The organism is Marinobacter salexigens, from assembly GCF_018860765.1.
GTDB classification, from domain to species: domain Bacteria; phylum Pseudomonadota; class Gammaproteobacteria; order Pseudomonadales; family Oleiphilaceae; genus Marinobacter; species Marinobacter salexigens_A.
Genome location: NZ_JAHKPV010000021.1, coordinates 811,581 through 836,080 on the forward strand (window position 1 = coordinate 811,581; position 24,500 = coordinate 836,080).

A 24,500-nucleotide genomic window follows, 5' to 3' on the forward strand; every position below is an offset into this window, starting at 1 on the left:
ACCTCTAGCCTTCCCGGAACGAACGGCGGAACATGCGGGTAATCGGCTCCGCAAGGTATTCGAATAGGGTTCGCTCGCCGGTTGTGATCATTACAGTCGCTGGCATACCAGACACCAGAAACATGCCTTGCTTGTTCATGCGGGTCATGCCTGCCTCGGTTAGCTTTACCTTAGCCTCGTAATATCGCTCCCCTGATTTCTCGTTCTCGAAGGCATCGGCAGAAATACCAATAACTTCGCCTTCGATAACGTGGGACATCTGGAGATTGAAGGCAGCCAACTGCAAATCGGCTAACTGGCCTAAGGCAATGCGGTCGATATCCTGGGGCTGCACACGGGCCGTAATCACGTACTCCTGATCTTGGGGCACTATTTCCATCAGTGTGTCACCGGGCCGGACGATGCCACCGACGGTATGCACCTGCTTGCCAACTACCGTGCCCTTATCCGGCGCAAATAGAGTTGTGCGCTGCAAAGTGTCATTGAGCGCAACTCGACGCGCCACAAGGTCGGCTTTGGTTTGTTGGGTGTCGCGCAGCTCGGTGGCGACCTTCTCAACAAACTCTTGGCGCGTTACCAGCATCTCACTTCGGGTTTCACCCACGCGAACATTAAGTTCGGCTATCTGGGCCTCGTTGGCGTCCTTCTCACCCTGCAAGCGGAAAAGCTCGCGCTGCATTTCGTTGATGCGGGTGCGGTCTGCGAGCTCCTCATCAAACAACGCTTGCCAGTTTTCCAACTCGGCATCGTAGCTCTCAATGCGGCTCTTCAGGTTGTCATTCATCGAACGCAAGCCGCGCATTTGCTGATTCAACGCACTAACGCGCTGATCGAAAATTGTCATTCGACCTTCAAGCGCCTCTTTGCGCGCCTGAAACAGCTCCTTTTGCCCCGCTATGATGTTGCGAACGCTTTGGCTTTCACTTTCGCGCTCTAGCAGCTCTTCCGGAAACTCAACCGTGTCGGCGCCGACGCGCTCAGCGAGAAGACGAGCTTCACGCCCAAGCACTTCCATCAATTCGGATTCCACAATGGAAAGATCTGCCTTTGGGCGGGTATCGGAAAGAACGATCAAGGGGTCGCCCTTCTCTACTTTATCGCCATCATTTACGTAGATTTCAGCGACTATGCCGCCCTCAAGGTGCTGCACCACGCGATTCTGAGATTCCACCATCACTTTGCCATCCGCAATGGCAGCGCCGTTAAGAGGCGCAAAGAAGGCCCAGCCCCCAAACCCTACAAAGGTTACCAACAGCACGATAAAGCCAAACCTTACCCGCGCGCCCCAACCAGTAGGAATGCTCGCCATCGCTTGCTTGTCGACATCCTGACTCGACTCGCGACTATACTCGGCAGAGAGATCGGATTTCTCATCCACCTCTTCCCAGCTACTTTCGGCCTCAGACTGATTGCCTATACCCGGCTTTGACTGCTTACCAGCCAAGGCCTCCTCTTCGGCTTTTGCATCGTTACGGGGATTTTTAGGTTCGTTACTGGACATAATTATGCTCCCCCACCTTGGATAGCGGGCCGGTTACCACCCTTGTTTCCTATTGCAATGGTGCCGTCTTGCAGACCTTTCATAACATCGTCGCGGGAACCAAAGGCCACTGCGCGGCCATCGGCAAGCACCAGCATTTTGTCTACCAAGCGCAAAATCGGCTTACGATGAGAAATCAAGATAACGGTTACCCCCCTTCGTTTTAATTCCTCAAGGGCTGCAAGAAGCGCCTGCTCACCTTGATCGTCGAGGTTGGAGTTGGGCTCATCCAATACGATCAAGCGAGGTGAATCGTATACCGCACGAGCCAAGCCGATACGCTGGCGCTGGCCGCCAGACAACACACCGCCAACCGAGGCAATGGGTGTGTCGTAGCCATTAGGCAGACCCAAGATCAGCTCGTGAACGCCTGCCAGCCTGGCCGCATCTACCACTTTGCCGGGTTCAGGCTCGCCAAAGCGCGCGATATTTTCACTGATCGTGCCTTCAAATAATTCGATATCTTGCGGCAGGTAGCCGAGGTAGGGGCCAAGCTGGGCTTTATCCCACTGGTGTATATCCGCACCATCAAGCCTTGCTGTTCCGTTGGCCAAGGGCCAAATACCCAACACCGCTCGCGCAAGAGTGGATTTACCGGCAGCACTCGGGCCCACAACGGCAAGCATTTCGCCTTTACCCAGCGCAAAGCCTAGGCCGTTCAGCGCGGGCGACTGACCGCCGGGCGGAATCACTACCATAGATTGAATTGACAAAGCGCCTTCCGGCGGAGGCAAGGGCATGCCTTCACTTTGGGTGCGGTAGTTATCAAACAGCCCGTTCAAGCGATCATAGGCCGAGCGGGCTTGGCTGAACCCTTTCCAGGAGGCAATCAATAGATCCAGCGGCGCAAGTGCGCGCCCCATCAAAATGGAGCCCGCAATAACCATACCCGGAGTAATTTCTTGCTCAATAGCGAGGTAGGCGCCCAACCCCAGCATTAGCGACTGGAAAAGCATGCGCAGGGTTTTAGACGTATTACTGAGAATACCTGCCCTATCGGAAGCATCTGCCTGATTGGACAAGAAGTCCATGTGGCGATTGAGCCAGCGCCCACGGATATTGTTTTCCATGCCCATGGCGTGCACTACTTCAGCATTGCGCAGGCAGGACCCGGCATATTGTGTAGACTGAATATTCGCTTGGCCGGCTCTGGCTAGCATTTTGCCAGTCCACTTTTCGTTTGCGTAAGCGAGGGCAATCAGGATGAGTGCCGCCACAATGGTCGCCACACCAAACCAAAAGTGGAATATAAACATTACTACGATGTAGATCGGCAACCAGGGGCCATCAAAAAACGCAATAGGACCCTGCCCTGTTAGGAACTGGCGCAAAGATGTGAGATCGGTTAAAGGCTGAGCACTCTGCTGCTCGGGTTTATCTATAGCTTGGCGAAACATGGCAGAAAAGATTTTCTGGTTCATGCTCTGGTCTATTTTGTTCCCGACCCTTACCAGTATGGCGGAGCGTACCATTTGCAGTAATGCAAGGGTGGTGAACAGCACCACCAATATGATGGTAAGCATTACTAGCGTTTCTACGCTTCGACTTCCAAGTGCACGGTCGTACACCTGAAGCATGTAGATTGCAGGCACAAGCATCAGAACGTTTATAAACAAACTGAATATGCCTGCTGAAACAAAACCATCCTTACAGGCCTTGAGCGACTCTTCGAGTTCTGTAGGCTTGGTTTGCCGGGCGTCGGATTTTTTGAACATGGACAGCTTTACCGATAGGTTAGAAAATTAGTTAAAGCATGAAAACGTGCTGCACGGAGCGGGAACCTAGAGAGGCCGCCATTCTATGGAGGGGGCCAGGGGGTGTCAACGCGCCTTGAAAGATGGTAATCATGGCGTTTGCGCCCAGATTTGGTTATAACCATGGAAGCACCAATATTGCACCTAGGGATACGCCTACGGCGTTCGCTATAATATCGCCCCAACTGAAACCGTCGCGAAAAAACTTGTCGCCAAGCTCTTTGACGATACCTATACCAAACGCGACCGCTGCGGCACTGAAGATGTCTAGCCAGTAAAGCCCCATCTGCACCAGAACGATGCTCACAAGCATGTGCTGGAGCTTGTCGGCCTCGTGCAGCCAATGCTTCAGACGCGTGATTGCACTGCTCATCATAAATCCGTTCCGGGGCCAAAGAAGCCTATTTGGTTGCGAGCGATCCGATTACAACCCCCGCACATGGGTTTATTTTTTGTTAACCTTAGATGAAACGCTGGTGGCGCTCTTGTATACTTCGCCACCTTGAATTGCGTTACTTTTGAAAACCGTTAAGCGGATTTGACGACTTATGGAAAAATTTACGTTAGACAATAAAAGCTATAATCTCGACGAGCTCCCAGAGGAAGCTCGGAAGCTGGCTAACCAAGCCGCATTAACCAGTGAATTTATCGAGAAGCTTGAAGCCCGTATCGCTATTGCCCGCACAGCCCAAGCTCGTTACGTTGAGCATTTGAAAGCCAGCATTGGCAAAGCCACCCCGAGCAAGAGCGGAAAGTAATCGCGAAAGTAATCGCAACGCCATTTTTCACTCAGGAGCTGTAACATGACTGAATCCAAGAAGACGACCAGCGCTGGCAAGAAGTCTCCAGCAACGGGTTCCACCGCTAAAGCAGCAGCCCGCAAAACTCCTGCCAAAAAAGCTGCAGCGCCTAAAAAGGCTGCCGCAAGCAAAGCAAACGCCAGCCCACAAGTAAATATTGACGGCAAGACGTATGATTTGAATTCCCTGAGCGAAAAAGCGCAGGCTCAAATCAACAATTTGCGTGCTACTGATCGATTGATCAACGAATTAGAGCTTGAACTCGCAATAGCACGAACCGCCCGTGGCAGCTACTCAGAGAACCTTGAGCGCGAGTTGTCAGCAATGAATACAACGCTGCAGTGAACAATTCACTATTATTGAAATTTCCTATCAACCTGACAGTTTTAGTTTAGTTGACTCTGTTGTTAGGCGAGCGTAGAATTTGTAGTGAATTGATCAATTAAGTGTTGTCAGTTTAGTGCGGATAGTGAAAGCCAGCTTTTAGGAGCTGGCTTTTTTTATGGCTCGCTCAAACTGGAAACTTATAAATATTACTGCTGTTTGGTAGCGCTTCTGCCACTGCGGGCACATCAGGATTCCCTGATACTGACCAAAGTTCATCCTGCAGTACGTGCTGGGGAGAAAACCCTGTCGGCGCCTCTGACAAAATCTGCACCACGCGAGCACAATCAAACTGCTGGCTTGCCTGCACCAACTCCTCCAATAAAACCCGCACCTCTGCCCAAGGAAGACAAGCCTCTCTTGCCATCATAATCCGCGCATTGGTCGTCGCAACCGGGTTGTCTCCAATCAGCAGTTCTTCATAGAGCTTTTCGCCGGGGCGTAGCCCTGTGTAAACAATTTCGATGTCACCATCAGAATTTAAACCTGTACGCTCTGACAACCCCATTAAACGAATCATTCTTTTCGCAAGGTCGGCAATTTTTACCGGCTCTCCCATGTTTAACACAAATACTTCCCCGCCCTTACCCATAGCCGCTGCTTGACGCACCAAATGGCCAGCTTCAGGAATAGTCATAAAATAGCGGATTACTTCGGGATGAGTGACGGTAACAGGCCCACCACTGCGGATTTGATCTCTGAATAATGGCACCACAGAACCGGAAGAACCTAGCACATTGCCAAAACGAACAATCGAAAAAATAGTGCCTTGCTGGTGCGCCGAAAGGCCCTGCAAAACCAGTTCAGCCATGCGCTTGGTGGCCCCCATTACGTTGGCGGGGCGCACGGCTTTATCGGTAGATATAAGAACGAACCGGTTCACTCCTGCAGCAATGGCGGCCTCTGCGCAGTGACGAGTTCCCATCACATTGTTCTGCAAGCCTTCGATTACGTTGGATTCTACGAGTGGTACATGCTTGTATGCTGCTGCATGGTAGACCGTATCTACTTTAAAGGTCCGCATAATCGCCTCACACCGTCGGCGATGCAGCACGCTACCAAGCATGGAGTGCACATTAACCGATAAGCCTTGGGCACTCACAATGGCCTTTAGTTCTTTATCAATGCTGTATAAGGCGTATTCAGACTGCTCCATGAGAACGATCGCGCTTGGCTGTTCTTGAACCAGTTGGCGACAGAGCTCTGAGCCGATAGAGCCGCCCGCTCCGGTCACCATAACAGCACGACCTTGCACTATATCTTTGGTTGGGCCGCGGCTTGGCTGCACCGGCTCCCTTCCAAGCAATTCAGCGGGATCTAGATCCCGGATATCGTTGATTCTGGCAGTACCAGCGACCAATTCTGACACGGCGGGCACTGTTTGAATGGGCACTTGCAGCTCTTCGAGTGTTCTTATTAACTCTTTGCGACTGAGAGCCACATTGTCATCGAGAGCGAGAAATACTCTCTGAATGCCCTGCTCATTTACCGCTTTTTTTAGATGACTGACTGCATAAACCTGAAAGCCCGCTATTAAGCTTCTGTGTTTTTTACTGTCCAGAGTTACGAAGCCCATGGGCCGATACTCGGTTCCCTGTATGAGCGCGTGGTGTAGCTCAAGGGCTCGCGAACCAGTGCCGACAATTAAAACCCGACCCTTGGTTTTCTCCATAGGGCGGTTAATAAGCGCGCGAAACCCGAAACGGGTGCCGGCCACCATAATGAATAGGAAGGAACCATACATGACGGGAACGGAGCGTGGCACCATCGCCTGAAGCAGGTAGCCGGACACTACAAGTGAGAGCCCGGACGCAACCACACCAGCCAAAACAACCATGAGGGCTTTTTCGCTGATGTATCGGATCACTGCTCTATACAAGCCCAAACGCACGAAAACCGCAATGGTAATAACACCCGTCACAAAAAATACAGGTAGGTGGTTCCAAGTGGGTCGCCACAGCCATGTTTCAAGACGCAGCGCATAGGCTGCCCAAAGGGAAAGGAAAACAAAAGTCAGATCAGCCGTAACGGATATCATGCGTTTCTGCGGGCGTGAAAGCTCAAACAGCTTTTTGAGGGCATTGGCTAACTGATCATTCATTACCTGATTTTCCTTCAAACTTATGAGTCCTAAGATTCAGACTAGCAGCGATCAATGCCTTTCTTTAGTTACGGTTTTTTCAATCACCAGCGTTTCTTCAAAGCCTTTGAACCCGGTCAGCGCAGGTTCCCACCCTAGTACTTGTTGCGATTTTGAGGAATCAAGCGTTAAGGATGATGCAATACGATCCACAATGCTGTTCAGGCCCGGCAACGCAGTTGCCAGCTGAAAAACCGCTCTTGGCAAGCTCCAACGCAAAGGCCTGCGACCATACAGTTCGCGCAACCCTATTAAGATTTGTGCTGTTGAAAAGTCTGCGCCATCACTAACAAGAAAGCTTTCGTTGGCGGCGGCGGGGTGCTGCATGGCCAGTTCGGTAAACTGAACCATGTTATTAAGGTAGATCATACTCCGCTTGTTCTGAATGCGGTTTATCAATATGGGGACACTGCTGTTCGCCCACCGCATAAGCATACGGAAGTTACCTTTTGCGCCCGGCCCATAAACCAGCGGTGGACGAATTATAACGTATTCCATGCCAGTTTCGTGGCAGATTTTCGTCAGTTTGCTTTCCGCGGCACTTTTGCTCACAGCGTAGGGGCTAACAGGGTTGTGCGGGCTAATCTCTGTGTACGGACCGCCGGTTTCGCCGTGCACTTTAATGGTACTGAAGTACAAAAAACGCGAGACTCCTTGCGCAGCTGCCTCGCTGGCCAGCCGTGCAGTTCCCGTCGCGTTAATCTCATAGAGTCTTTGCGCACGCTCAGCACCGTTGCCGCCTTCTGCTGAGTTTGCCGCTGCGCAATGAATTACGATTTGTATGCCGTCCAGAGCCTCACGCCAGTTCGTTGTTGGGCCAAGTTCTCCGACCCTAACCCATTTGAGCTTTGGGTGGCATACCGGCCCGGGCTCGCGACAAGCTGCGACTACAAACACCTCGGGGCGCTTTAGCAGTGCTTTCACCAAGGCGCTACCAACAAAGCCTGTGGCGCCAGTAACCAGAACCTTCATAACTCAACCTGTTGTGGATTAAAGACATTACTTGTTCGGTATCAGAACCCTTGGATAACCCAAACCGTCAAGGCACTGCTTGAACGCGCGCTTTGCAGAGTCATCACCGTGAACAACACGTATTTCTCTTGGTTTTTTGGCTATACCTTCGATAAAGCGAATTAAATCGGACTGCCCCGCGTGAGCCGAATAGCCGCCTACCTGATGCACTCTGGCCCGAATATCAAACCTACAGCCATCGAATTCTACCCAACCACCGCGTGGGCCATAAATCAGAATATCACGCCCCGGTGTGCCTGCAGCTTGATAACCCACGAACAACACGTCGTTTCTGGCTTCCCCCAGCATCGCTTTAAGGTAATTTACCACCCTCCCTCCGGCACACATACCAGAGCCAGCCAACACTACGCAGGGGCGGTGTGAGCGGGTCAGGTATTCAACGGCGTTTTGATGGTCTTCGTGGGAGTTGATTACGGTTAGCTGCTCAAAGGAAAGCGGGTGTCGGCCTTGGCGAATCAGTTCCGCCGCCTCGCCATTCCAAAACGGCTTGAGTTTACGATAAATGCTCGTGAATTCTGCCGCCAGCGGCGAATCTACCACAATTTCTAAGTTATCCCAGGCCACGCCGTCCGTAACAGCATCATGTCGAAATTCGTGTATCAAGCCTTCAATTTCATACAATAGTTCTTGCGTTCGGCCAATACTGAATGCGGGAATCAGTACCGTACCGCCATCCGCTAAGGCGTGCTCCAGAATCGTTTTCAGGCGGTAGCGCCGGGTTTCCCGGCTCTCGTGATCTTTATCGCCGTAGGTGCTCTCGATCACGAGTCGGTCTGCTTGTTCTGGCGAGGCTGGCTCTTGTAATAGAGGTGCATGGGGTGCGCCTAAATCGCCGCTGAATACTACCCGCTCCCGCTCCACTCCAGAAACCGCCTCGCATTCAACATAAGCCGAACCTAGAATGTGCCCCGCACGCTGTAAACGCACGGACAGTGAACCGTTTGGTTCTGAAAACACCGGGTGCCACTGCCCATAAGGTACAGGTACAAGTCTGGTGCGGATTAGCTCAAGCACTCGATCGATTAGCCGTTTATCCCGAGTAAAGCCAATTTTCAGGGCATCTTCGAGTATTTCAGGAAGCATTAGGGCCGAAGGTTCGGAACAGATAATCGGCCCCTCGAAACCCGCAGCCAATAAATATGGAATTCGTCCGACGTGGTCGATGTGCACGTGTGTGACAACCAAAGCACGGATATGCGCAATGGGAAAGTCTATAGAAAGGTCGGATGCGCTGGCACTGGAACCCTTTTCTTGCCCCTGAAACAAGCCGCAATCAACCAAAATGCCAGCTGTATTATTCGGCTCTGAGGCAGCTACTAAGCCAAGGGTGAGCTCATGGCAGGAACCGGTAACCCCCGTGGTTGCACCATGATGAATGATATCTATCATTTTCAACATTCCCTGTTGTCTGTTTAAGCAAATGAGACTTAATCACGACCAGGCACTCTATCGCCTAAGCCTTTGCCTGATATCGTCAAGAAGATGTATTTAAAGTAGGCCGCGACGCCAAGGGTGGCGAGCATCTTTGCGTCGGTTTGCGCTAACAATAGGGGAGTAGACATATCAATGCCCTGCACCTGAGCCAAACCGGTAATACCCGGCCGAGCATTGAGCACACCCAGACGCTCACGCTCGGCAATCAGTTCTTCCTGATTGAATAAACAGGGGCGCGGACCAACCAAGCTCATCTCACCTTTTAAAACATTCCACAGCTGCGGCAGTTCATCGAGCTTGGTACGGCGTAAAAAACGGCCCAATTTGGTGATGGATGAGTTGCTTGCTAAATGGCTGGCAACAGAGGCCGTATCTACAGACATCGTTCGGAACTTTACCAGCGTGAACGGTTTCTTGAGTTGCCCTACTCTTTGCTGCCTGAATATAGGTGCGCCTGTATCAAACAGCCCGATAAAGCAAAGAACAAGCAACACCGGGAAGCCCAATACCAAACCAAGCAACGCGAACAAAAAATCCAACATACGAATCAATAGTTTAATCCTGATAGCTCGGAATATTAGTGACGGTCAGCAAAACACAACCTATTAAAAATACCAATTCCCCGCAGCAATAAAATGCGGATTCAAGACATCTTCCTTGCCATACTGCAAAGGCTCACCATCCAGCTTTCGCACATCGCCTCCCGCCGCTACCAATACTGCATGGGCTGCCGCTGTATCCCACTCGCTGGTAGGCCCTAAGCGCGGGTAGAGGTCTGCGTGGCCTTCGGCTATGCGGCAGAATTTAAGGGAGCTGCCCGCTTGAATGGTTTTATGGGGGCCGAGTGCTCTAATAAAGTTCCGGGTCTCGTCATTCATGTGGTTTTTGCTGGCAACGACGCGCTTGGTTGAGGGCGGCTCTGCCACATAAATTCGGTGAATTCGCCCAGTTCGGTCGCGCTTGTGGGCACCTTCGCCTTTTATTCCCCAAAAAGCTTCTTTTAAAGCAGGAGCTGTGACAACGCCCATTACCGGCTCACCGTCTTCAATCAATGCGATATTCACTGTGAATTCACCGGTACGCTGGGTGAACTCTTTGGTGCCATCAATGGGGTCAACCAACCAGAACCGCCGCCAATGTTTTCGCTCTTCCCAGGGTGATTGCGCACCCTCTTCCGAGAGGATTGGTATGTCTCGGCTGATATTGCGCAAGCCTTTTACAATGGTTTCGTGGCTGGCGACATCCGCAGCGGTGATTGGCGATTCGTCCTCCTTATAGCTCACTTTAAAATCGGATTGGTATATATGGAGCACTCTGGTGCCAGCTTCATCAGCCAATTTGATGACTTCGGGGAGCATTGAACTATAGTGCATATATCGCGTCCTGCTTTTCGGGTGTCAGCGTTATGGTATCAAACAATGCGAGCGTACCCTTTCAATTTTAGCGGAACTGAGCGACCTTATGTACTCGGTAGCGACATACGCTGTACAGTACAGCCCCACCTAAACCGAGGAAGCTTTATGGGCCATTCCAATAAAACGGTTTTCTCAAGCCGCGTTGCGAATTTAATGCTTCTAACTTCAACTATTTTTCTGGCAGCATGTGGCGGCTCCTCATCGTCGAGCCCTGCTACCGACCAGACAGAAACAGTTGCGCTTTCTGGTACAGCGGCTACCGGCGCAGCAATAGGTAACGCTCCAATTTCTGCAAGGTGTGAAGACGGTTCTGGCTTTCTAAATAACGTGGTAACAGACGCTAACGGTCGATTTCAGGGCGAAGTTGGGGCAAACGCGTTGCCTTGTGCTCTGAGCGCTAAGCAATCGGATCAAAGGTCTTTCCATAGCCTTGCGGTTACCGGCGGCAGGGTAAATATAACGCCTCTTACAGATATGGCCATCGCACTTGCAGGAGAGAATCCCAGCCAATGGTTTGCACAAGGAGATCTAAGCCAAGTCGCCGAGGTTTTATCGCAACGAGCGCAGGAATTGCTGAGTACATTAGAAAACCTTGGCTACTCGGTTCCTGAGAATTTGGACCCGGTTCGCAGTACCTTATCTATTGGCGATAGCCATGATCAACTACTTGACCAACTGATCGCCGCTATCGAAAACGCTGCCCCAACGCTGGCAAGTTACGAAGCTCTTCTGTTGCTGCTGCAAGACGGCAATCTCGATCAGATTCCTAGAGCAATTGTGGATGAAGATAGCAACCCGAGTGCGCAAAATTTTAACGCCTGCTTCAACCCTGATCTTTTCAGATCTGGCGCAGAGCTGGTTACGCAAACCCGTGTAACGCTGCCAGGACAGTCCGCCTACACGGAAACCACATCGCAACGTATGCTTGAACCCACCACGTTTAATGACCGGCCCGTAGAGGTCCGCGAGATTCAACAATCGACTGCGAATGGACAACTGACAATAACCCAGTATTTGATCATTGATCTCGACTCTGGTGCCAGCTCGTACTTCGGGTCTGTTTTTGAAATCGGTGGAACCGTGGTAGAAAACACGTTCGAACCATCCGTCGACACCATATTGGATATCGGCCTCAACGATACCTATAGCTATAACTATGTTGCCAAATCAAATGGCGTACGCTCTAACGTTTCTTTCGAACATACGTTTCTTGGTATCGAAACCGTTGAAGTGCCAGCTGGGCGCATTGATGCGTGCAAAATGCGCTTCCTGAACTTTGAGGACGGCGAGAGAACAGAATCTATCGAATGGATTGCCGTGGGAACAGGGATCAACTTACGAACTTATTCACCAAGTGAGGCCAACCCCCAATCTATTCTGGAACTGGAGTCGGCCACCTTGAATGGTCAAGTTATTTACTGATTATTCACCGGCTTGCATAGCCAGACTTTTCTAAAGCGACGCTTTCAGGCAGTCTGGCTAGACTCGTTTCAGACGTTCTCCACCCTGACTAGCTAGAAGGTCTTTTGTTATGAAACTTCGCTTCCTCGGCGGAACCGGTACAGTGACCGGTTCGCGCTACCTGTTATCTGACGATAAACACCGCGTATTGATCGACTGTGGTATGTATCAGGGGGTTAAAACCCTACGCAGAAGGAACTGGGCGAAGTTTCCCGTAGACCCGAGCACCATTGATGCGGTAGTGCTCACCCATGCCCACATAGACCACTCGGGCTACCTTCCCGCGCTGGTGAAAAACGGCTTCAAAGGTAAGATTTACTGCACTCAAGGCACTCACGATTTGTGCAAGGTATTGCTTCCAGATGCGGGCTATCTGCAAGAAGAAGATGCCAAATATGCCTTCCGAAAAAAGTTCTCAAGACACGAAAACCCGGAACCACTGTTTACGGTGAAAGATGCATGGGAATCTCTAAAGCACTTTGAACCCTACCATTACCACCAAACGTTTGAGCCGGTAAAAGGCTTTGAAGTGACCTTCACCCCCGCGGGACACATTCTTGGCTCTGCTTGCGTGCACGTGCGCCACAAAGCCAATGACCGAACCGTGGTGTTCAGCGGTGATGTGGGCCGGCAAAACGACCTGATTATGCGACCGCCAGAACCCATCAAAAAAGCCAATGTGTTGGTGTGTGAATCTACCTACGGCGACAGGCTACACGAGGAAACCGACCCGGAAACGGAACTGGCCGAGATCATTACTCGCACCGCCGGCCGAGGCGGCATTGTATTGATACCAGCTTTTGCCGTGGGTCGAGCCCAGATGCTGCTCTATGCGATTCACAAAATTATGCGAGAGGGGCGCATCCCGAAGTTGCCGGTATTCCTCAACAGCCCCATGGCCATCAAAGCGACAGAGATTTTTTGCACGCATCACAAGGAACACAAACTCAGCGCTAGCCAATGCGAGGTTATCGACAGTCATACTGAGTTCGTTCGCACGGTGGATGAATCCATCAAACTGGATTCCGTGCGCTTCCCCTGCATTATCGTATCAGCCAGTGGCATGGCTAGCGGTGGCCGAGTTCTGCACCATTTAAAAACCCTGCTGCCAAATTACAGGAACAGCGTGGTGTTCGCGGGTTTTCAGGCGCCGGGAACTCGGGGGGACAGGCTAGTTGCCGGGGCAGAACGGATAAAAATCCACGGAGAATACTGGCCCGTAAAAGCCGAGATACACAACATGGGCTCTCTCTCGGCTCATGGCGATTACAATGAACTTCTGCAATGGCTTGAGCAAGGGGCTCTGGAGCCCGAACACGTGTATGTTACCCACGGCGAAATGCTAGCCAGTGACATTATGCGCAAACGCATCAATGATAAATTTGGCTGGAACACCGAGGTACCGGATTTGTTTGAAGAGGTAGAAATTTGAAGTTAACTGCGCTCTTTTTTGGCTTGGTCTTATTGTTTACTGCGATGGGCACTGCTCAAGCCCAGCCCTTTACGCTACCCGGCATTCCCGGGTTTTCGAGCCAAGCAGAAAAAGAAGAAACAGCTTCACCAGAAGAGCTGGAGAAGTCTCTTGAGGTAGCTATCCAGGCTCTGGAGGATGACGAAAACCGACGGGTGTTGGTGCAACAACTGAAGACCATTCAGGAGGGATTGCAGGCGGAGTCATCTCAAAGCGGCCAAGGAGCTTCCAACGGAGAGGGGTTGTTGGGTGCTCTTGCCCTTTTGTTTGATCAAACCACTAATGCAGACAGTACTGCCGAAACACCTCTTGGCCAATGGAAGACGCATTTCCGTAATGCCTATGGCGCAGCTGAGAAGCTTCTGGCCAGCGCCTCCCATCGCGTGCTGGCAGAAACCGCGGCCGGGCTTGTTGTTTGGATAGCGGCACTCTGGGGTCTTTCACGCCTTGCTCGCCTGTTTTTTTCATGGCGAGGCTGGCCACTCACAATGCCAAGGCAACCTCGGCCCTGGATGTTAATCGCCCACTTTGTGCGGCGGATTGCGCCTTGGCTTCTTACCTTTGTTGCCCTTTTGGCCGGGTTGCCAACGTTTGGCATGTCTGAAGAGGCGCAAACCACTATTCTTATCCTGGCTTATGCAGCCTTGAGCGCGCGCGGATTAACATCGCTATTTGATGTGATGATTTCGATTTTCTCCAGCGGCCATCGCTTAGCGGCTGTTCAGATTTTGCGCCGCCGCATGCTCTTACCACTCTTTATTATCGGCGTACTGTTCGCTTTGGAGGATGCTCTTGGTACCAGTGAACTGACCGAGCCCTTGGGCAACGAACTGGCCAGTGCGCTTGCACTGATTTTTAGTGTAATCGCGGCCTTGCTCAGTTTTTATCTAATTATCCGCAATCGCCGCCCGGTCACACACTTGATCCGCAATCGCCCTTACAAACAGCGCCAAAACCAAGGTGTTTGGCGGGAAGTGACCGCTCTGTTGGCGAGGCTTTGGCATATCCCCATGCTGATGGCCATCAGCGCATCTGTAGTCGCTGTTTTTGTAAACGGCGGCGAAGCGGATGCAGCCCTGGGCAAGGCTATGGTTTGCGCACTACTGCTTGCGTTGACTCTCGCCCTTCAAGGGCTAATTGGCATTCAAGAGAACCGCCCGCAACATCAAGCGCTCAGCACGTTCAGCCGAAGGCTGGTACGTTTCGGTTACCGCCTAATACAAACGGCGGCGTGGCTACTGTTTTTTGAGCTGATATTGCAGATATGGGGCTTGTCTTTTCTCGGTTTGGGAGAAAAGCCACCTGTGAGCCCCGGGCTCGCAGGCAGTCTGATTGGCATTATTTTTACCGGCTTGATTGCCAACCTAACATGGATCTTCGTGGATGAGCTTTTAGAAAGAGCCATGCGCGGCGGCGACCGTAAAAAGCGTATCAATCCGGCAAGAGCCCAAACAATTCTGCCTATTGCGCGAAACACGCTGCTCATAACAATCCTGATCATAGCCACATTGGTAGGCCTTTCTACCATCGGCGTTGATGTAACCCCTCTGTTGGCAGGTGCGGGTATTATTGGTTTGGCCGTTGGTTTTGGTGCGCAAACACTGGTGCAGGATTTGATTACCGGCCTGTTTATTGTTGTTGAAGACTCAATGTCGGTAGGGGACTTTGTAGAAATCAACGGGTTCATGGGCACAGTGGAAGGTTTCAATATGCGCACCGTGCGCTTGCGGGATCTTGAAGGCGTTGTTCATCACATCACGTTCAGCAAAATCAGTTCCATTCACAATATGTCCCGGCAATTTGGTATCGCTCTCATCAAAATCCGCATTCCCCGTGAATTGCCAATTGATGATGCCATTCTTTTAATGACGGAGACGGCCGAAGAACTGCGCACACTGCCAGATATGCGCTGGCTAATCTGGTCGCCGCTTGAAATGCAGGGTATTCACTCGTTTGAGGAAGGTTGCCCCGTGCTGCGTATGCGGATGCGCACTAAACCGGAGTATCAGTGGGATGTTTCCCGCGCCTTTAACCTGCTACTTAAACGGCGCATGGAGGAGCGATACATTGATGTTGCGGCACCAAGGATTAGTGTTCAGATGGAAGGCGAAGGTGGTGCTAGGTCACCTTACGTGGATAGACGGGCGCCGGGGGTATGACTTGAGAATCACATCTATATGAAAATCAGACCTACCAGCGACAAATGCTAGATATATCGTGAGTAAAAGTTTGGTTCTCTACTTTTGTAAAATGATGAACTATCTCCTCGTCCTCAAGACTACAGTTAAGGTGTGCCAGTTTTTCCGTTATTACAGCCTCTCCGGTGACTCTTGCGGTAACATAGTGCCAAAGAACATATTTCTCTCCTCCCTGTTGAGCAACAACAACCTGCCTTAGCCTATCTTCAACAAGTGGCTTACCCGGCGTTCTGGACTTAGTTGTCCAAGGCGGAAAGCTGAACACTCCATTCTTATCGGTATAGGTTTCCTGTGTTTCAGCGGTATCATATGTCGCAGCACGAATAATTTTCAGACCTTGAACTGGCGCTCCGGCTTGCTCAACTCTTCCCCTGACCTTAGGGAAAAGAAGAACATCGAATTTCTTTAAAAACCCAAACATCCCAGCGTTCCCTTCATTTAAAAATACAAAGAACATCGCCAGTATCAGCCCACACCGACGCAATACTGAAGTCATAGTGAATTCCGAATGTACCAACGCCTTGCGAATATACATCGCTTGGGCGAAATCATGTGGGAGTGATCCCAGCCGGGCTGAAAAAGCAGCTTGTTCTTACCACCCCACACTGAAACAATTGGCGCGACAACTCCCTTCTCATATGGTCCATCATGAAACTATTAGTCCGTAATCTCGCACGCACAACCACAGAACAGGAAATTCAAGAGCTGTTTTCAGCCCATGGCACGGTTGCTGAGTGTACTTTGGTACTGGATAAAGAAACCGGAAAGTCCAAAGGCTTCGGCTTTGTGGAAATGCCGAATGCTAAGGAAGCCAAGATGGCCAAGGCGCAACTGAACGAAACCCGTGTGGGAACAAACAGAATTCGGGTGAAGTTCGCTCAGGATAAGGAACAGCAACCCGATACGAAAAGCTGACGCTTTACGTTATTGGCTCGTTGGCAGTGCGCTCTTCTATACATTCGTAGCCGCCCATTTCAAACTCGCGGCAAATAAATGGCCGCTTCTCGTATATCGAGCACGACATGGTGGTGCGGTCCAACGCCGCACACCAGCCGTCGTCCAATCGCGCCATAGTTCTGCCGCCCCACTGATCTGTTTCAATAAAGCGCTCTGGCACGCCTGTCTCGGTGATTAGCATTACTTCCAGCCTACAGCAGCAGGCTTGGCAGTTTGAGCAGCTAATACCGGGGTCGGTCATGTAAGGTATCAAAGCAGGTCTTTGCGCAATTGCGCTGGGGTTTTGGGTGACAGCAAGCCCGGAGCCACATCAAATACAGATCTGGCACCGGTTTCGCCCGCTTGGGCCATTTTATGAACCGCGCGTGTGTAGGCTACCAGTACACTGGCGGTGAATTCCGGGTTGCTGCCAAGGGCCAGCGAGTACTCAATGGACTGCTTGCTCTGGGTGCCAGTATCACCACTGCGAATCACAAAGCCGCCGTGGGGCATGGCGCTGTGCTCTGCGGCAAAGGTGGCTTCATCAATGAAGTTAACCGTGGTATCAAACGGCTCAAAATAGTCCGGCATGGTGACTATGCTGTTGCGCACTGTGTCTTCATCGGCACCGTCTTCAAGAACAATGAAGCATTCCCGCACATGCTTTTCACGTGTGGTCAGCTCTGGCTGTTCACCGTTGCGAACTCGTGCGATGGCGTCTTGAGATGGCAAGGTGTATTGCACGCCTTTTTTAACACCCTCCACACGACGCACTGCATCCGAGTGACCCTGACTCAAGCCTTTGCCCCAGAAGGTGTAGGTTTCGCCTTGCGGCAAAATAGTTTCACCAAACAAGCGGTTCAGTGAGAACAAGCCGGGGTCCCAGCCCACAGACATAAGCGCCAACTTGCCGGCCTTGCGAGCAGGCTCATCCAGTGCTGCGTGGTATTCGTTCACTTTGGCATGGGTGTCAAAGCTGTCGACGGTGTTGAAGAACTGTGCCAGATAAGGCCCATGCTCCGGCAGATCGGCCTTTGAGCCGCCGCAAAGAATCATTACATCAACGTCGTTCTGGTACTGCTCAATATCGGCCATGGCATAAACCGGCACTTTGCCATCCAGAAGAGCCACACTGGAGGGTTCGCGGCGGCTGAACACACCCACCAGCTGCATATCCGGGTTCTGCGCCAACGCAGCTTCTACACCTCTACCCAGATTGCCGTACCCAGCAATGGCCACTCTAATCTTGTCTGCCATGTTGATTAACCCTGTACCGTTAAAAAATCTGCGTGGGAAGCTCGCCACATATGCCGGAGCGAGCCCCAAGAACTGAAAGAATGGTGACGAGAGGTATTATTAACGTCAAGCCCTCGTATACGACAGCTCAATTCCTGCCTTGGCAGCACGCGCTGCGTGCAGCTTTTTGTAGCTTTCGATCAAGCGTAGGTGCCTGTCCAGCCCTTCGAGCTGCATATTGGTTGGGGTCAGGCCATAGAAGCGGATGCTGCCATCTACTGAGCCGACTACCGCGTCCATAACCTCGTCCCCAAACATGCGCCGAAAGTTAAACAGGTAATCATTCAGCTCAAGCTCTTCATCCAGAGTGACTTCCAGCACTGCGCAAACGGCTTGATAGAAGAGCCCTCGCTCAACGGTGTTGTCGTTGAACTGCAGGAACATTTCCACCCGCTCCAGCGCGTCTTCGTATTGCTTGAGCGCCAGATTGATTAGCAGTTTCAATTCCAGAATAGTGAGCTGGCCCCACACGGTGTTTTCATCAAACTCAATGCCGATCAGGGTGATGATGTCTGTATAATCGTCTATCTGACTATCGTCCAGTCGCTCTACCAAGGCAGCTAGCTGTTCATCACTCAGGATGTGTAGATTAAGAATATCTTCTCGATAATCCAAAGCCCGATTGGTGTTATCCCAGATCAGATCTTCTACCTGATACACTTCGGAGTAACCCGGCACCAGCATGCGACAAACCGGGGCGCCCAGATCGTCGTATGTCGCGGTATATACTTCGTGACCCATGTCTTCAATGATTCCGAACAGTGTAGCGGCTTCTTCTTCGGTGGTGCCCGTGAAGTCCCACTCCTGAAAATCTATATCCGCCTTAGCACTGAAGAAACGCCAGGACATCACGCCGCTGGAATCAATAAAGTGCTCCACATAATTGTTGGGCTCTGTGATGGCTAGGCTGTTAAACGTAGGCGGAAGAAAATCATTGAGACCCTCAAAGCTGCGGCCTTGCATCAATTCGGTAAGGCTGCGTTCCAGAGCAACTTCCATGTTTGGATGGGCACCGAAAGACGCAAACACACCGCCGGTTTTCGGGTTCATCAGCGTCACGTTAGCAACCGGGAACTGGCCACCGAGTGACGCATCCTTCACCAGTATGGGGAAACCCTGCGCCTCTAGCGCCCTTACCCCCTCAAGAATATTCGGGTACTTTTCCAGAACATGCGTAGGCACATCTGGCAGGGCAATTTCTTCCTGAATAATCTGCTTTTTCACAGCCCTTTCGAGGATTTCCGATAGGCATTGAACCTGTGCTTCCGCCAAGGTATTGCCTGCGCTCATGCCATTACTGAGAAACAGGTTTTCAATAAGGTTGGTCGGAAAGTAAACGGGCACGCCGTCGGAGTGACGCACGTAGGGCAGCGCACATATTCCGCGATCCAGACGGCCGGAGTTGGTGTCGATCAGATTGGAGCCTTGTAGTTCGCCATCCGGGTTATAAATGGCCAGGCAGTGATCGTCCAGAATGCCTTCCGGTAATTCATCATTAGGGCCAGGCTTGAACCAGCGCTCTCTCGGGTAATGCACGAACTCGCTGTTGGCGATGTCCTCACCAAAAAACTGGTCGTTGTAGAAGAAGTTGCAGTTCAAGCGCTCAACAAACTCCCCCAGCGCCGAACACAAAGCGCTTTCTTTGGTCGAGCCCTTGCCGTTGGTGAAGCACATGGGTGAGGCTGCATCACGCATGTGCAGAGACCATACGTGGGGGACAATGTTGCGCCAGGAAGCAATTTCGATCTTCATGCCCAAATCAGCCAAAATGCCGCTCATATTGGCAATGGTTTGCTCCAGCGGAAGGTCTTTACCTTCTATATAGGTATTCTCACCTTCTGGCTGGATCGTCAACAGCGCTTGGGCGTCTTCATCCAGATTATCGACAATTTCAATCTGGAAATCCGGGCCGGTTTGCACAACTTTCTTAACCGTGCAGCGATCGATGGAGCGCACGATTCCTTGGCGGTGCTTTTCGGGCAGATCATCGGGCAGCTCAACCTGAATTTTGAAAATCTGTTTGTAGCGGTTTTCCGGGTCAACAATGTTGTTCTGAGACAGGCGGATGTTATCCGTAGGAATGTCCCTCGCCACACAGTACACCTTCACAAAATAAGCGGCGCACAGGGCTGATGAAGCCAGAAAATAGTCAAAAGGGCCAGGTGCCGAGCCGTCGCCTTTATAGCGAACGGGCTGGTCGGCAATCACCGAGAAGTCATCAAACTTGGCTTCAACTCGGAGGTTGTCGAGATAATTGACGTTGATTTCCATTGCGAGGGTACTCAATTTGAAGAATTTGGCGCGGAACGCGCCTTAGATCGCTGCCTATTATCCAGTTTTTTTCACCCCTCGTCTTTTCAAATCCATGAAATTCCGACTCATCGGAAAGAGGATGATTTATGATTAACCAGACTGACCGGTAAGCTAATGGTGAAACAGCCCACGCTGATAGTATGCAGCGATGTAGGCAGCACAAAACGAAAGCGGACTACCGAAAATAAATCCATCCCGATTTTCGTTGTTCAAATTCTAACTGCTCAACTGGACGCGGCCAAATGACATCGGAGTATCGCTATCAAGCGTTGGAAAACTGGTTAGTGCAAGGTATTCGTGAACACCGCTGGCGGTTGGGCGAGCGCTTACCATCCATTCGGACATTATGCCAAGAGCGAGGCCTTTCGAAAGCGACGGTTCAACACGCACTGCAAAGATTGGAGGCGCAGGGGCTAGTTGAAGCCCGGCCCAAGGCTGGTTACTTCGTAACCTTACCGCTGCGAGACACAAACAAACCGCTCATCTTTGGCCGAATTGAACCGCCTCGACCGGTCACCGTGAGCGAGTTGTTCCTTGACATAATGAGGCGTTGTGCGGCTTTTGATCTATTGCCAGACCTAAGTGTCGGGAAGCTACCGCCAGGCATTGTGAGCCTGAACCGTTCGATTGGCCGGGCATTGCGACGCCAACGAGGTGAGCATCACCAATATTATGATGCTCCGGCTGGCGTTCCATGTTTTCGAGAGCAACTTGTCTCTCACTACGCTAAGCGAGGCTGGGCGGCCCGGTTTGACCAATTGTGTGTCACCTCAGGCTGTCAACATGCCCTATTTCTAGCCCTGATGGCATGCTGCAATCGTGGTGATATCGTTGCGATCGAGTCGCCGGGGTTTTATGGCGCGTTGCAACTGTTAGAGCAACTAGGGCTTCAGGTGGTCGAGGTGCCGAGCTCTATCGAAACCGGTATCGACACCGACGCACTGGAAGAGATTCTGGCGCGTTGGAAGGTCAGGGCTTGTATTGTAACACCTGCATACGCCACACCCGGCGGCGCGCTGATGCCACTGAGCGCGAAGAAACGTCTTATTGAGTTGGCGAACGTTCATGATCTAGCAATTATAGAAGACGATATATACGCTGACACGGCATTGCACGGTACGCCGGACCCGCTCAAAGCAATGGATCAGGACGAACGTGTCATTCTCTGCAGTTCCTTTTCCAAAAGTCTTTCCCGTGACCTTCGACTTGGCTGGGTGTCTGGTGGGCGTTGGCATGATCGTATTTTACATCTAAAGCTGGTGACGCAGTTGGCCACCAGCCGCTACCTTCAAGAAGGTGTAGCTGAGTATATGGCTGATGGAAGCTTAGGTTCGCATCTTCGCCGGCAACGGAACGAGCTTCGTATTAACCGGGATCACCTGATAGCGTCGCTACAGGCTTGGCCCTGCGAAGTGCGTGTTAGCAACCCTCTGGGTGGGCTGGCGATTTGGGCTGAGCTGGCTGAACATGTAGACACACTGGCAGCCTATCTGCCGGCCCTAGATCGCGGAGTGGTTATCACACCAGGCCCTCTATTTTCAGCCTCAGGTCAGTTTCGGAATTGTTTGAGAATTAGCTATGCCCACCCCTGGAACAACGCTCGCTCTCAAGCCCTAGCAAGCTTGCCAGAGCTACTTTTACAGCGTTGACCGAATAACAATAGCCGCTTCCATCTCCCTTTACCGCCGCAGTTGGCAAGTATTATATTAAGCTGGGCCCAGCACATCTGTACCTATTGGCTTTTAAAAAATTGAGCCTGTACCGACCATGGCCCCAAGCGTACTCTCTCTCCATTACACCTTGGCATCACGCCGGAGAGAATGACTCATGGGTACACCCATTCAAGTGCACAACATTGACACTCACGACGCCAAGCGGCACCTCAACGAAAAGATCCATACCCGCAGCTTTCAAGGAGTCTTCCGGCGCGTGAGAATAATAGCCGGAACCTTCCTTTTCGCTCTTTTCTTTGGGACGGTATGGCTGACGTGGAACGACCGTCAAGCTGTTCTATGGGATCTATCGGCAAAAAAATTCCACATTTTTTCCAGCACGTTTTGGCCTCAAGATTTAGTGCTTCTGTCAGCGATTCTCATTGTATGCGCGTTTGGACTGTTTTTTTTGACGGTATGGGCGGGGCGAGTTTGGTGTGGTTATACCTGCCCCCAAAGTGTCTGGATGTGGGTGTTTATGTGGGTAGAAAAAGTTTCCGAAGGTGATCGAAATCAGCGCAAAAAGCTTGATCAGGCCCCATTTACCGGTCTGAAGGTATACAAGCGATTTAAAAAACATGGGCTTTGGTTACTTATAAGTGTGTTCACCGCTATTACCTTTGTTGGCTATTTTACGCCGATTCGGGACCTAGTGCCGGCGCTTTTGACGTTTCAAGCGGGCGGATCGGCTTTCTTCTGGGTATTTTTCTTTACGCTTGCAACCTATCTCAATGCAGGCTGGCTTCGAGAAAAAGTATGCGTTCACATGTGCCCGTATGGGCGTTTTCAGTCGTCTATGCTGGACAAGGACTCTCTCGTAATCAGCTATGACGTAAGTCGTGGAGAAGCTAGAGGAGGCAGAAGCCTCGGATCAGATTACAAAGCTAAAGGGTTGGGAGACTGTGTAGATTGTCAGATGTGCGTGCAAGTTTGCCCAACAGGTATCGATATTCGTGACGGCCTGCAAATTGATTGCATTGGTTGTGCGGCATGCATTGATGCCTGCGATTCCGTCATGGAAAAAATGGGCTATGAAAAAGGACTCATTAGATACACGAGCGAAAGAGAACTCAACGGTGGACGTTTGCACATTATGCGCCCTCGACTTGTCGCGTACGGCGCTCTTTTAGTAGCAATGGTGTTAACGTTGGGCTGGGCCATAGCTTCGAGGCCACTCGTGAGTTTCGACGTTGCCAAAGACAGAGGTCTATACCGTTTCAATGCCCAAGGCGAGATCGAAAATAGCTACACGCTGAAAATCATAAATAAAAGCCACGAGCGCAAACAATTTAATGTGAGTGTAAAAGGATTGGAGGGTTTGAATCTAATAGGCCCATCGTCCATCAATTTACGTTCAGGAGAAAAGCTTGAGCTTCCGCTATCTGTCAGCGTAAAACCGGCTTTGCTTGCAGAAAGCATGGCTGAAATCGAGTTCTATTTGACACAGTCTAAAGACAGCGATTTAAGCTTAGTGGCAAAAAGTAGATTCACTGGTCGAGTGCCGTAGATACAAAAAGAGATCTCGATAGAACGGCATGCGCTTCGCATTATTCATTGGTCATCGCGCATCGCCCTAGCTACCGAGCGGCTTTCTGCGGGTCGGAAGATCCGCCATACCCTCTTCAACTTGTGTTTAGGCACTATCACCAACAGGTTACCGGCAAGCACTAGTGACACGCCGGCAACGGCTTCGGCCGTCCAGATGTAGTTTTCGAACACGGTTGAAAGCGCCAGCGCAACGATTGGGAAGAGTACCATGCAATAGGCTGCACGCTCAGGCCCAATGCGTCCAAGTAGTGTGAGAAAACTCCCGAAACCAAGCACCGACCCGACCAAAGCCAGATACACCAGAGAACCTGTGTAAGCCCATGTGGTCTCAAATCCAAAGGCTTCGCCCCTACCCCAAGCGATTAACGCAAGCGCAAGTGCACCATAAGCCATGCCATAGGCGTTGCTTTGCATAACAGGTAGCTGCACCGACTGATTGCGTGCAGATAACATATTGCCAAAGGAGGTAATAAAGGTTCCCGCCAAACTCAGCATCATCGCCCGCAGTGTCGTGCCGTCGGCATCCAGTGCTCGAATTTCCGGCAGAAATACCAGACAAATGCCTACTAGCCCAAACGCTGCCCCAACGATAACGGAACGCGGAACACGGTTACCGAAAAACAGTGCCCCGTTAACAATATTCATTACGATAATGGTGGAGAATACAACCGCGATAAGACCGCTGGTGATATTGGCTGCAGCCTGATAGACCAGCATGTAATTGAACCCGAACAGCATCAGACCCTGACCTGCCATCCAGAGATGTTGGCGGAAATCAAATTTCATCTTTCGCCGGGTAAGACTGCACCAAAGCATCAGCACCAACGCAGACAAGCCAAACCGATAAGCGATGGACACATCGCCAGACACTTCGCCCAACTGCAAAGGAATCGCTATGAAGGTTGATCCCCAGATCAATACCGTCGATAAATAAAGTACAAAGGTGTTTGTCAGCATAGGTAGAGCGGCCTGCAACCGTGATCAACAACCGGCTACGTTTTTCGCGCTACCGATCTTCCATTTAAAAAAATCATTCTCCTACTTATAGTTATCTTGCTCAATAGTT

General features: G+C 51.2%; 21 protein-coding genes. 8 read left to right on the forward strand and 13 right to left on the reverse strand.

Going from position 1 to position 24,500, the window contains the following annotated elements; translation table 11 throughout:
• Positions 1-4: 4 nt before the first annotated feature.
• The 3 genes from KO508_RS17230 to KO508_RS17240 all read right to left on the reverse strand — a co-directional run bounded on the left by KO508_RS17230 (position 5) and on the right by KO508_RS17240 (position 3,670).
• Positions 5-1,501, reverse strand: a complete 1,497-nt coding sequence (locus KO508_RS17230; RefSeq protein ID WP_216009503.1) for an HlyD family type I secretion periplasmic adaptor subunit — start codon at positions 1,499-1,501, stop codon at positions 5-7.
• A gap of 2 nt (positions 1,502-1,503) precedes the next feature.
• Entirely contained in the window at positions 1,504-3,255 is a 1,752-nt protein-coding gene (locus KO508_RS17235; protein WP_216009504.1) for a type I secretion system permease/ATPase, read from the reverse strand.
• A 154-nt stretch (positions 3,256-3,409) separates the two neighbouring features.
• Positions 3,410-3,670, reverse strand: coding sequence for a DUF2279 domain-containing protein (locus KO508_RS17240; RefSeq protein WP_216009505.1), 261 nt, complete (start codon positions 3,668-3,670; stop codon positions 3,410-3,412).
• 172 nt (positions 3,671-3,842) lie between these two features.
• Between KO508_RS17240 and KO508_RS17245 the strand changes: the two genes are divergently transcribed.
• Together KO508_RS17245 and KO508_RS17250 are read left to right on the forward strand one after the other, a co-directional pair.
• Positions 3,843-4,052: a hypothetical protein gene (locus KO508_RS17245; protein WP_216009506.1), complete on the forward strand. Its 210-nt coding sequence runs from the start codon at positions 3,843-3,845 to the stop codon at positions 4,050-4,052.
• 45 nt (positions 4,053-4,097) lie between these two features.
• Positions 4,098-4,439, forward strand: a complete 342-nt coding sequence (locus KO508_RS17250) for a DUF6447 family protein (RefSeq protein WP_216009507.1) — start codon at positions 4,098-4,100, stop codon at positions 4,437-4,439.
• 166 nt (positions 4,440-4,605) lie between these two features.
• Here the strand turns inward: KO508_RS17250 and KO508_RS17255 are convergent, their stop codons facing one another.
• Genes KO508_RS17255 through cysQ form a run of 5 tightly spaced genes read right to left on the reverse strand, consistent with a single transcriptional unit; the run spans position 4,606 to position 10,457 of the window.
• The gene (locus KO508_RS17255) at positions 4,606-6,579 is read right to left on the reverse strand and encodes a nucleoside-diphosphate sugar epimerase/dehydratase (protein WP_216009508.1); all 1,974 of its coding nucleotides are present in this window, start codon (positions 6,577-6,579) and stop codon (positions 4,606-4,608) included.
• A gap of 51 nt (positions 6,580-6,630) precedes the next feature.
• A complete protein-coding gene (locus tag KO508_RS17260; protein ID WP_216009509.1) occupies positions 6,631-7,590 on the reverse strand; it encodes an NAD-dependent epimerase/dehydratase family protein in 960 nt (319 codons plus the stop codon).
• Positions 7,591-7,617: 27 nt separating this feature from the next.
• Positions 7,618-9,039, reverse strand: coding sequence for an MBL fold metallo-hydrolase RNA specificity domain-containing protein (locus KO508_RS17265; protein ID WP_216009510.1), 1,422 nt, complete (start codon positions 9,037-9,039; stop codon positions 7,618-7,620).
• A gap of 38 nt (positions 9,040-9,077) precedes the next feature.
• Entirely contained in the window at positions 9,078-9,635 is a 558-nt protein-coding gene (locus KO508_RS17270; protein WP_216009511.1) for a sugar transferase, read from the reverse strand.
• A 54-nt stretch (positions 9,636-9,689) separates the two neighbouring features.
• Positions 9,690-10,457, reverse strand: a complete 768-nt coding sequence (gene cysQ, locus KO508_RS17275; RefSeq protein ID WP_216009512.1) for a 3'(2'),5'-bisphosphate nucleotidase CysQ — start codon at positions 10,455-10,457, stop codon at positions 9,690-9,692.
• Positions 10,458-10,604: 147 nt separating this feature from the next.
• Between cysQ and KO508_RS17280 the strand changes: the two genes are divergently transcribed.
• The 3 genes from KO508_RS17280 to KO508_RS17290 all read left to right on the forward strand — a co-directional run bounded on the left by KO508_RS17280 (position 10,605) and on the right by KO508_RS17290 (position 15,590).
• A complete protein-coding gene (locus KO508_RS17280; protein WP_216009513.1) occupies positions 10,605-11,921 on the forward strand; it encodes a hypothetical protein in 1,317 nt (438 codons plus the stop codon).
• A 109-nt stretch (positions 11,922-12,030) separates the two neighbouring features.
• On the forward strand, positions 12,031-13,392 hold the full coding sequence (locus tag KO508_RS17285; protein ID WP_216009514.1) for an MBL fold metallo-hydrolase: 1,362 nt from the start codon (positions 12,031-12,033) through the stop codon (positions 13,390-13,392).
• Positions 13,389-15,590, forward strand: coding sequence for a mechanosensitive ion channel domain-containing protein (locus KO508_RS17290; RefSeq protein WP_252738172.1), 2,202 nt, complete (start codon positions 13,389-13,391; stop codon positions 15,588-15,590). The genes KO508_RS17285 and KO508_RS17290 overlap by 4 nt, the downstream gene beginning before the upstream one ends.
• A gap of 31 nt (positions 15,591-15,621) precedes the next feature.
• Here the strand turns inward: KO508_RS17290 and KO508_RS17295 are convergent, their stop codons facing one another.
• Positions 15,622-16,125, reverse strand: coding sequence for a carboxypeptidase-like regulatory domain-containing protein (locus KO508_RS17295; RefSeq protein ID WP_216009515.1), 504 nt, complete (start codon positions 16,123-16,125; stop codon positions 15,622-15,624).
• Between the two features lie 152 nt (positions 16,126-16,277).
• Here KO508_RS17295 and KO508_RS17300 point away from each other — a divergent pair, with 152 nt between their 5' ends.
• Positions 16,278-16,544: an RNA recognition motif domain-containing protein gene (locus tag KO508_RS17300; RefSeq protein WP_200361695.1), complete on the forward strand. Its 267-nt coding sequence runs from the start codon at positions 16,278-16,280 to the stop codon at positions 16,542-16,544.
• A gap of 4 nt (positions 16,545-16,548) precedes the next feature.
• Here the strand turns inward: KO508_RS17300 and KO508_RS17305 are convergent, their stop codons facing one another.
• The 3 genes from KO508_RS17305 to KO508_RS17315 all read right to left on the reverse strand — a co-directional run bounded on the left by KO508_RS17305 (position 16,549) and on the right by KO508_RS17315 (position 20,132).
• Positions 16,549-16,827 (reverse strand): YkgJ family cysteine cluster protein, encoded by a 279-nt coding sequence (locus KO508_RS17305; RefSeq protein ID WP_216009516.1) that lies wholly within the window; start codon positions 16,825-16,827, stop codon positions 16,549-16,551.
• 8 nt (positions 16,828-16,835) lie between these two features.
• Positions 16,836-17,822, reverse strand: coding sequence for a diaminopimelate dehydrogenase (locus tag KO508_RS17310; RefSeq protein WP_216009517.1), 987 nt, complete (start codon positions 17,820-17,822; stop codon positions 16,836-16,838).
• A gap of 105 nt (positions 17,823-17,927) precedes the next feature.
• A complete protein-coding gene (locus KO508_RS17315) occupies positions 17,928-20,132 on the reverse strand; it encodes an OsmC domain/YcaO domain-containing protein (RefSeq protein WP_216009518.1) in 2,205 nt (734 codons plus the stop codon).
• A gap of 284 nt (positions 20,133-20,416) precedes the next feature.
• On the opposite strand from KO508_RS17315, the gene KO508_RS17320 reads away from it, so the two are divergent.
• On the forward strand, positions 20,417-21,823 hold the full coding sequence (locus tag KO508_RS17320) for a PLP-dependent aminotransferase family protein (protein WP_216009519.1): 1,407 nt from the start codon (positions 20,417-20,419) through the stop codon (positions 21,821-21,823).
• A gap of 178 nt (positions 21,824-22,001) precedes the next feature.
• The gene (gene ccoG / locus KO508_RS17325) at positions 22,002-23,393 is read left to right on the forward strand and encodes a cytochrome c oxidase accessory protein CcoG (protein WP_216009520.1); all 1,392 of its coding nucleotides are present in this window, start codon (positions 22,002-22,004) and stop codon (positions 23,391-23,393) included.
• 44 nt (positions 23,394-23,437) lie between these two features.
• Here ccoG and KO508_RS17330 read toward each other — a convergent pair whose 3' ends face one another.
• Positions 23,438-24,391, reverse strand: coding sequence for a DMT family transporter (locus tag KO508_RS17330; RefSeq protein ID WP_216009521.1), 954 nt, complete (start codon positions 24,389-24,391; stop codon positions 23,438-23,440).
• Between the last annotated feature and the right edge of the window lie 109 nt (positions 24,392-24,500).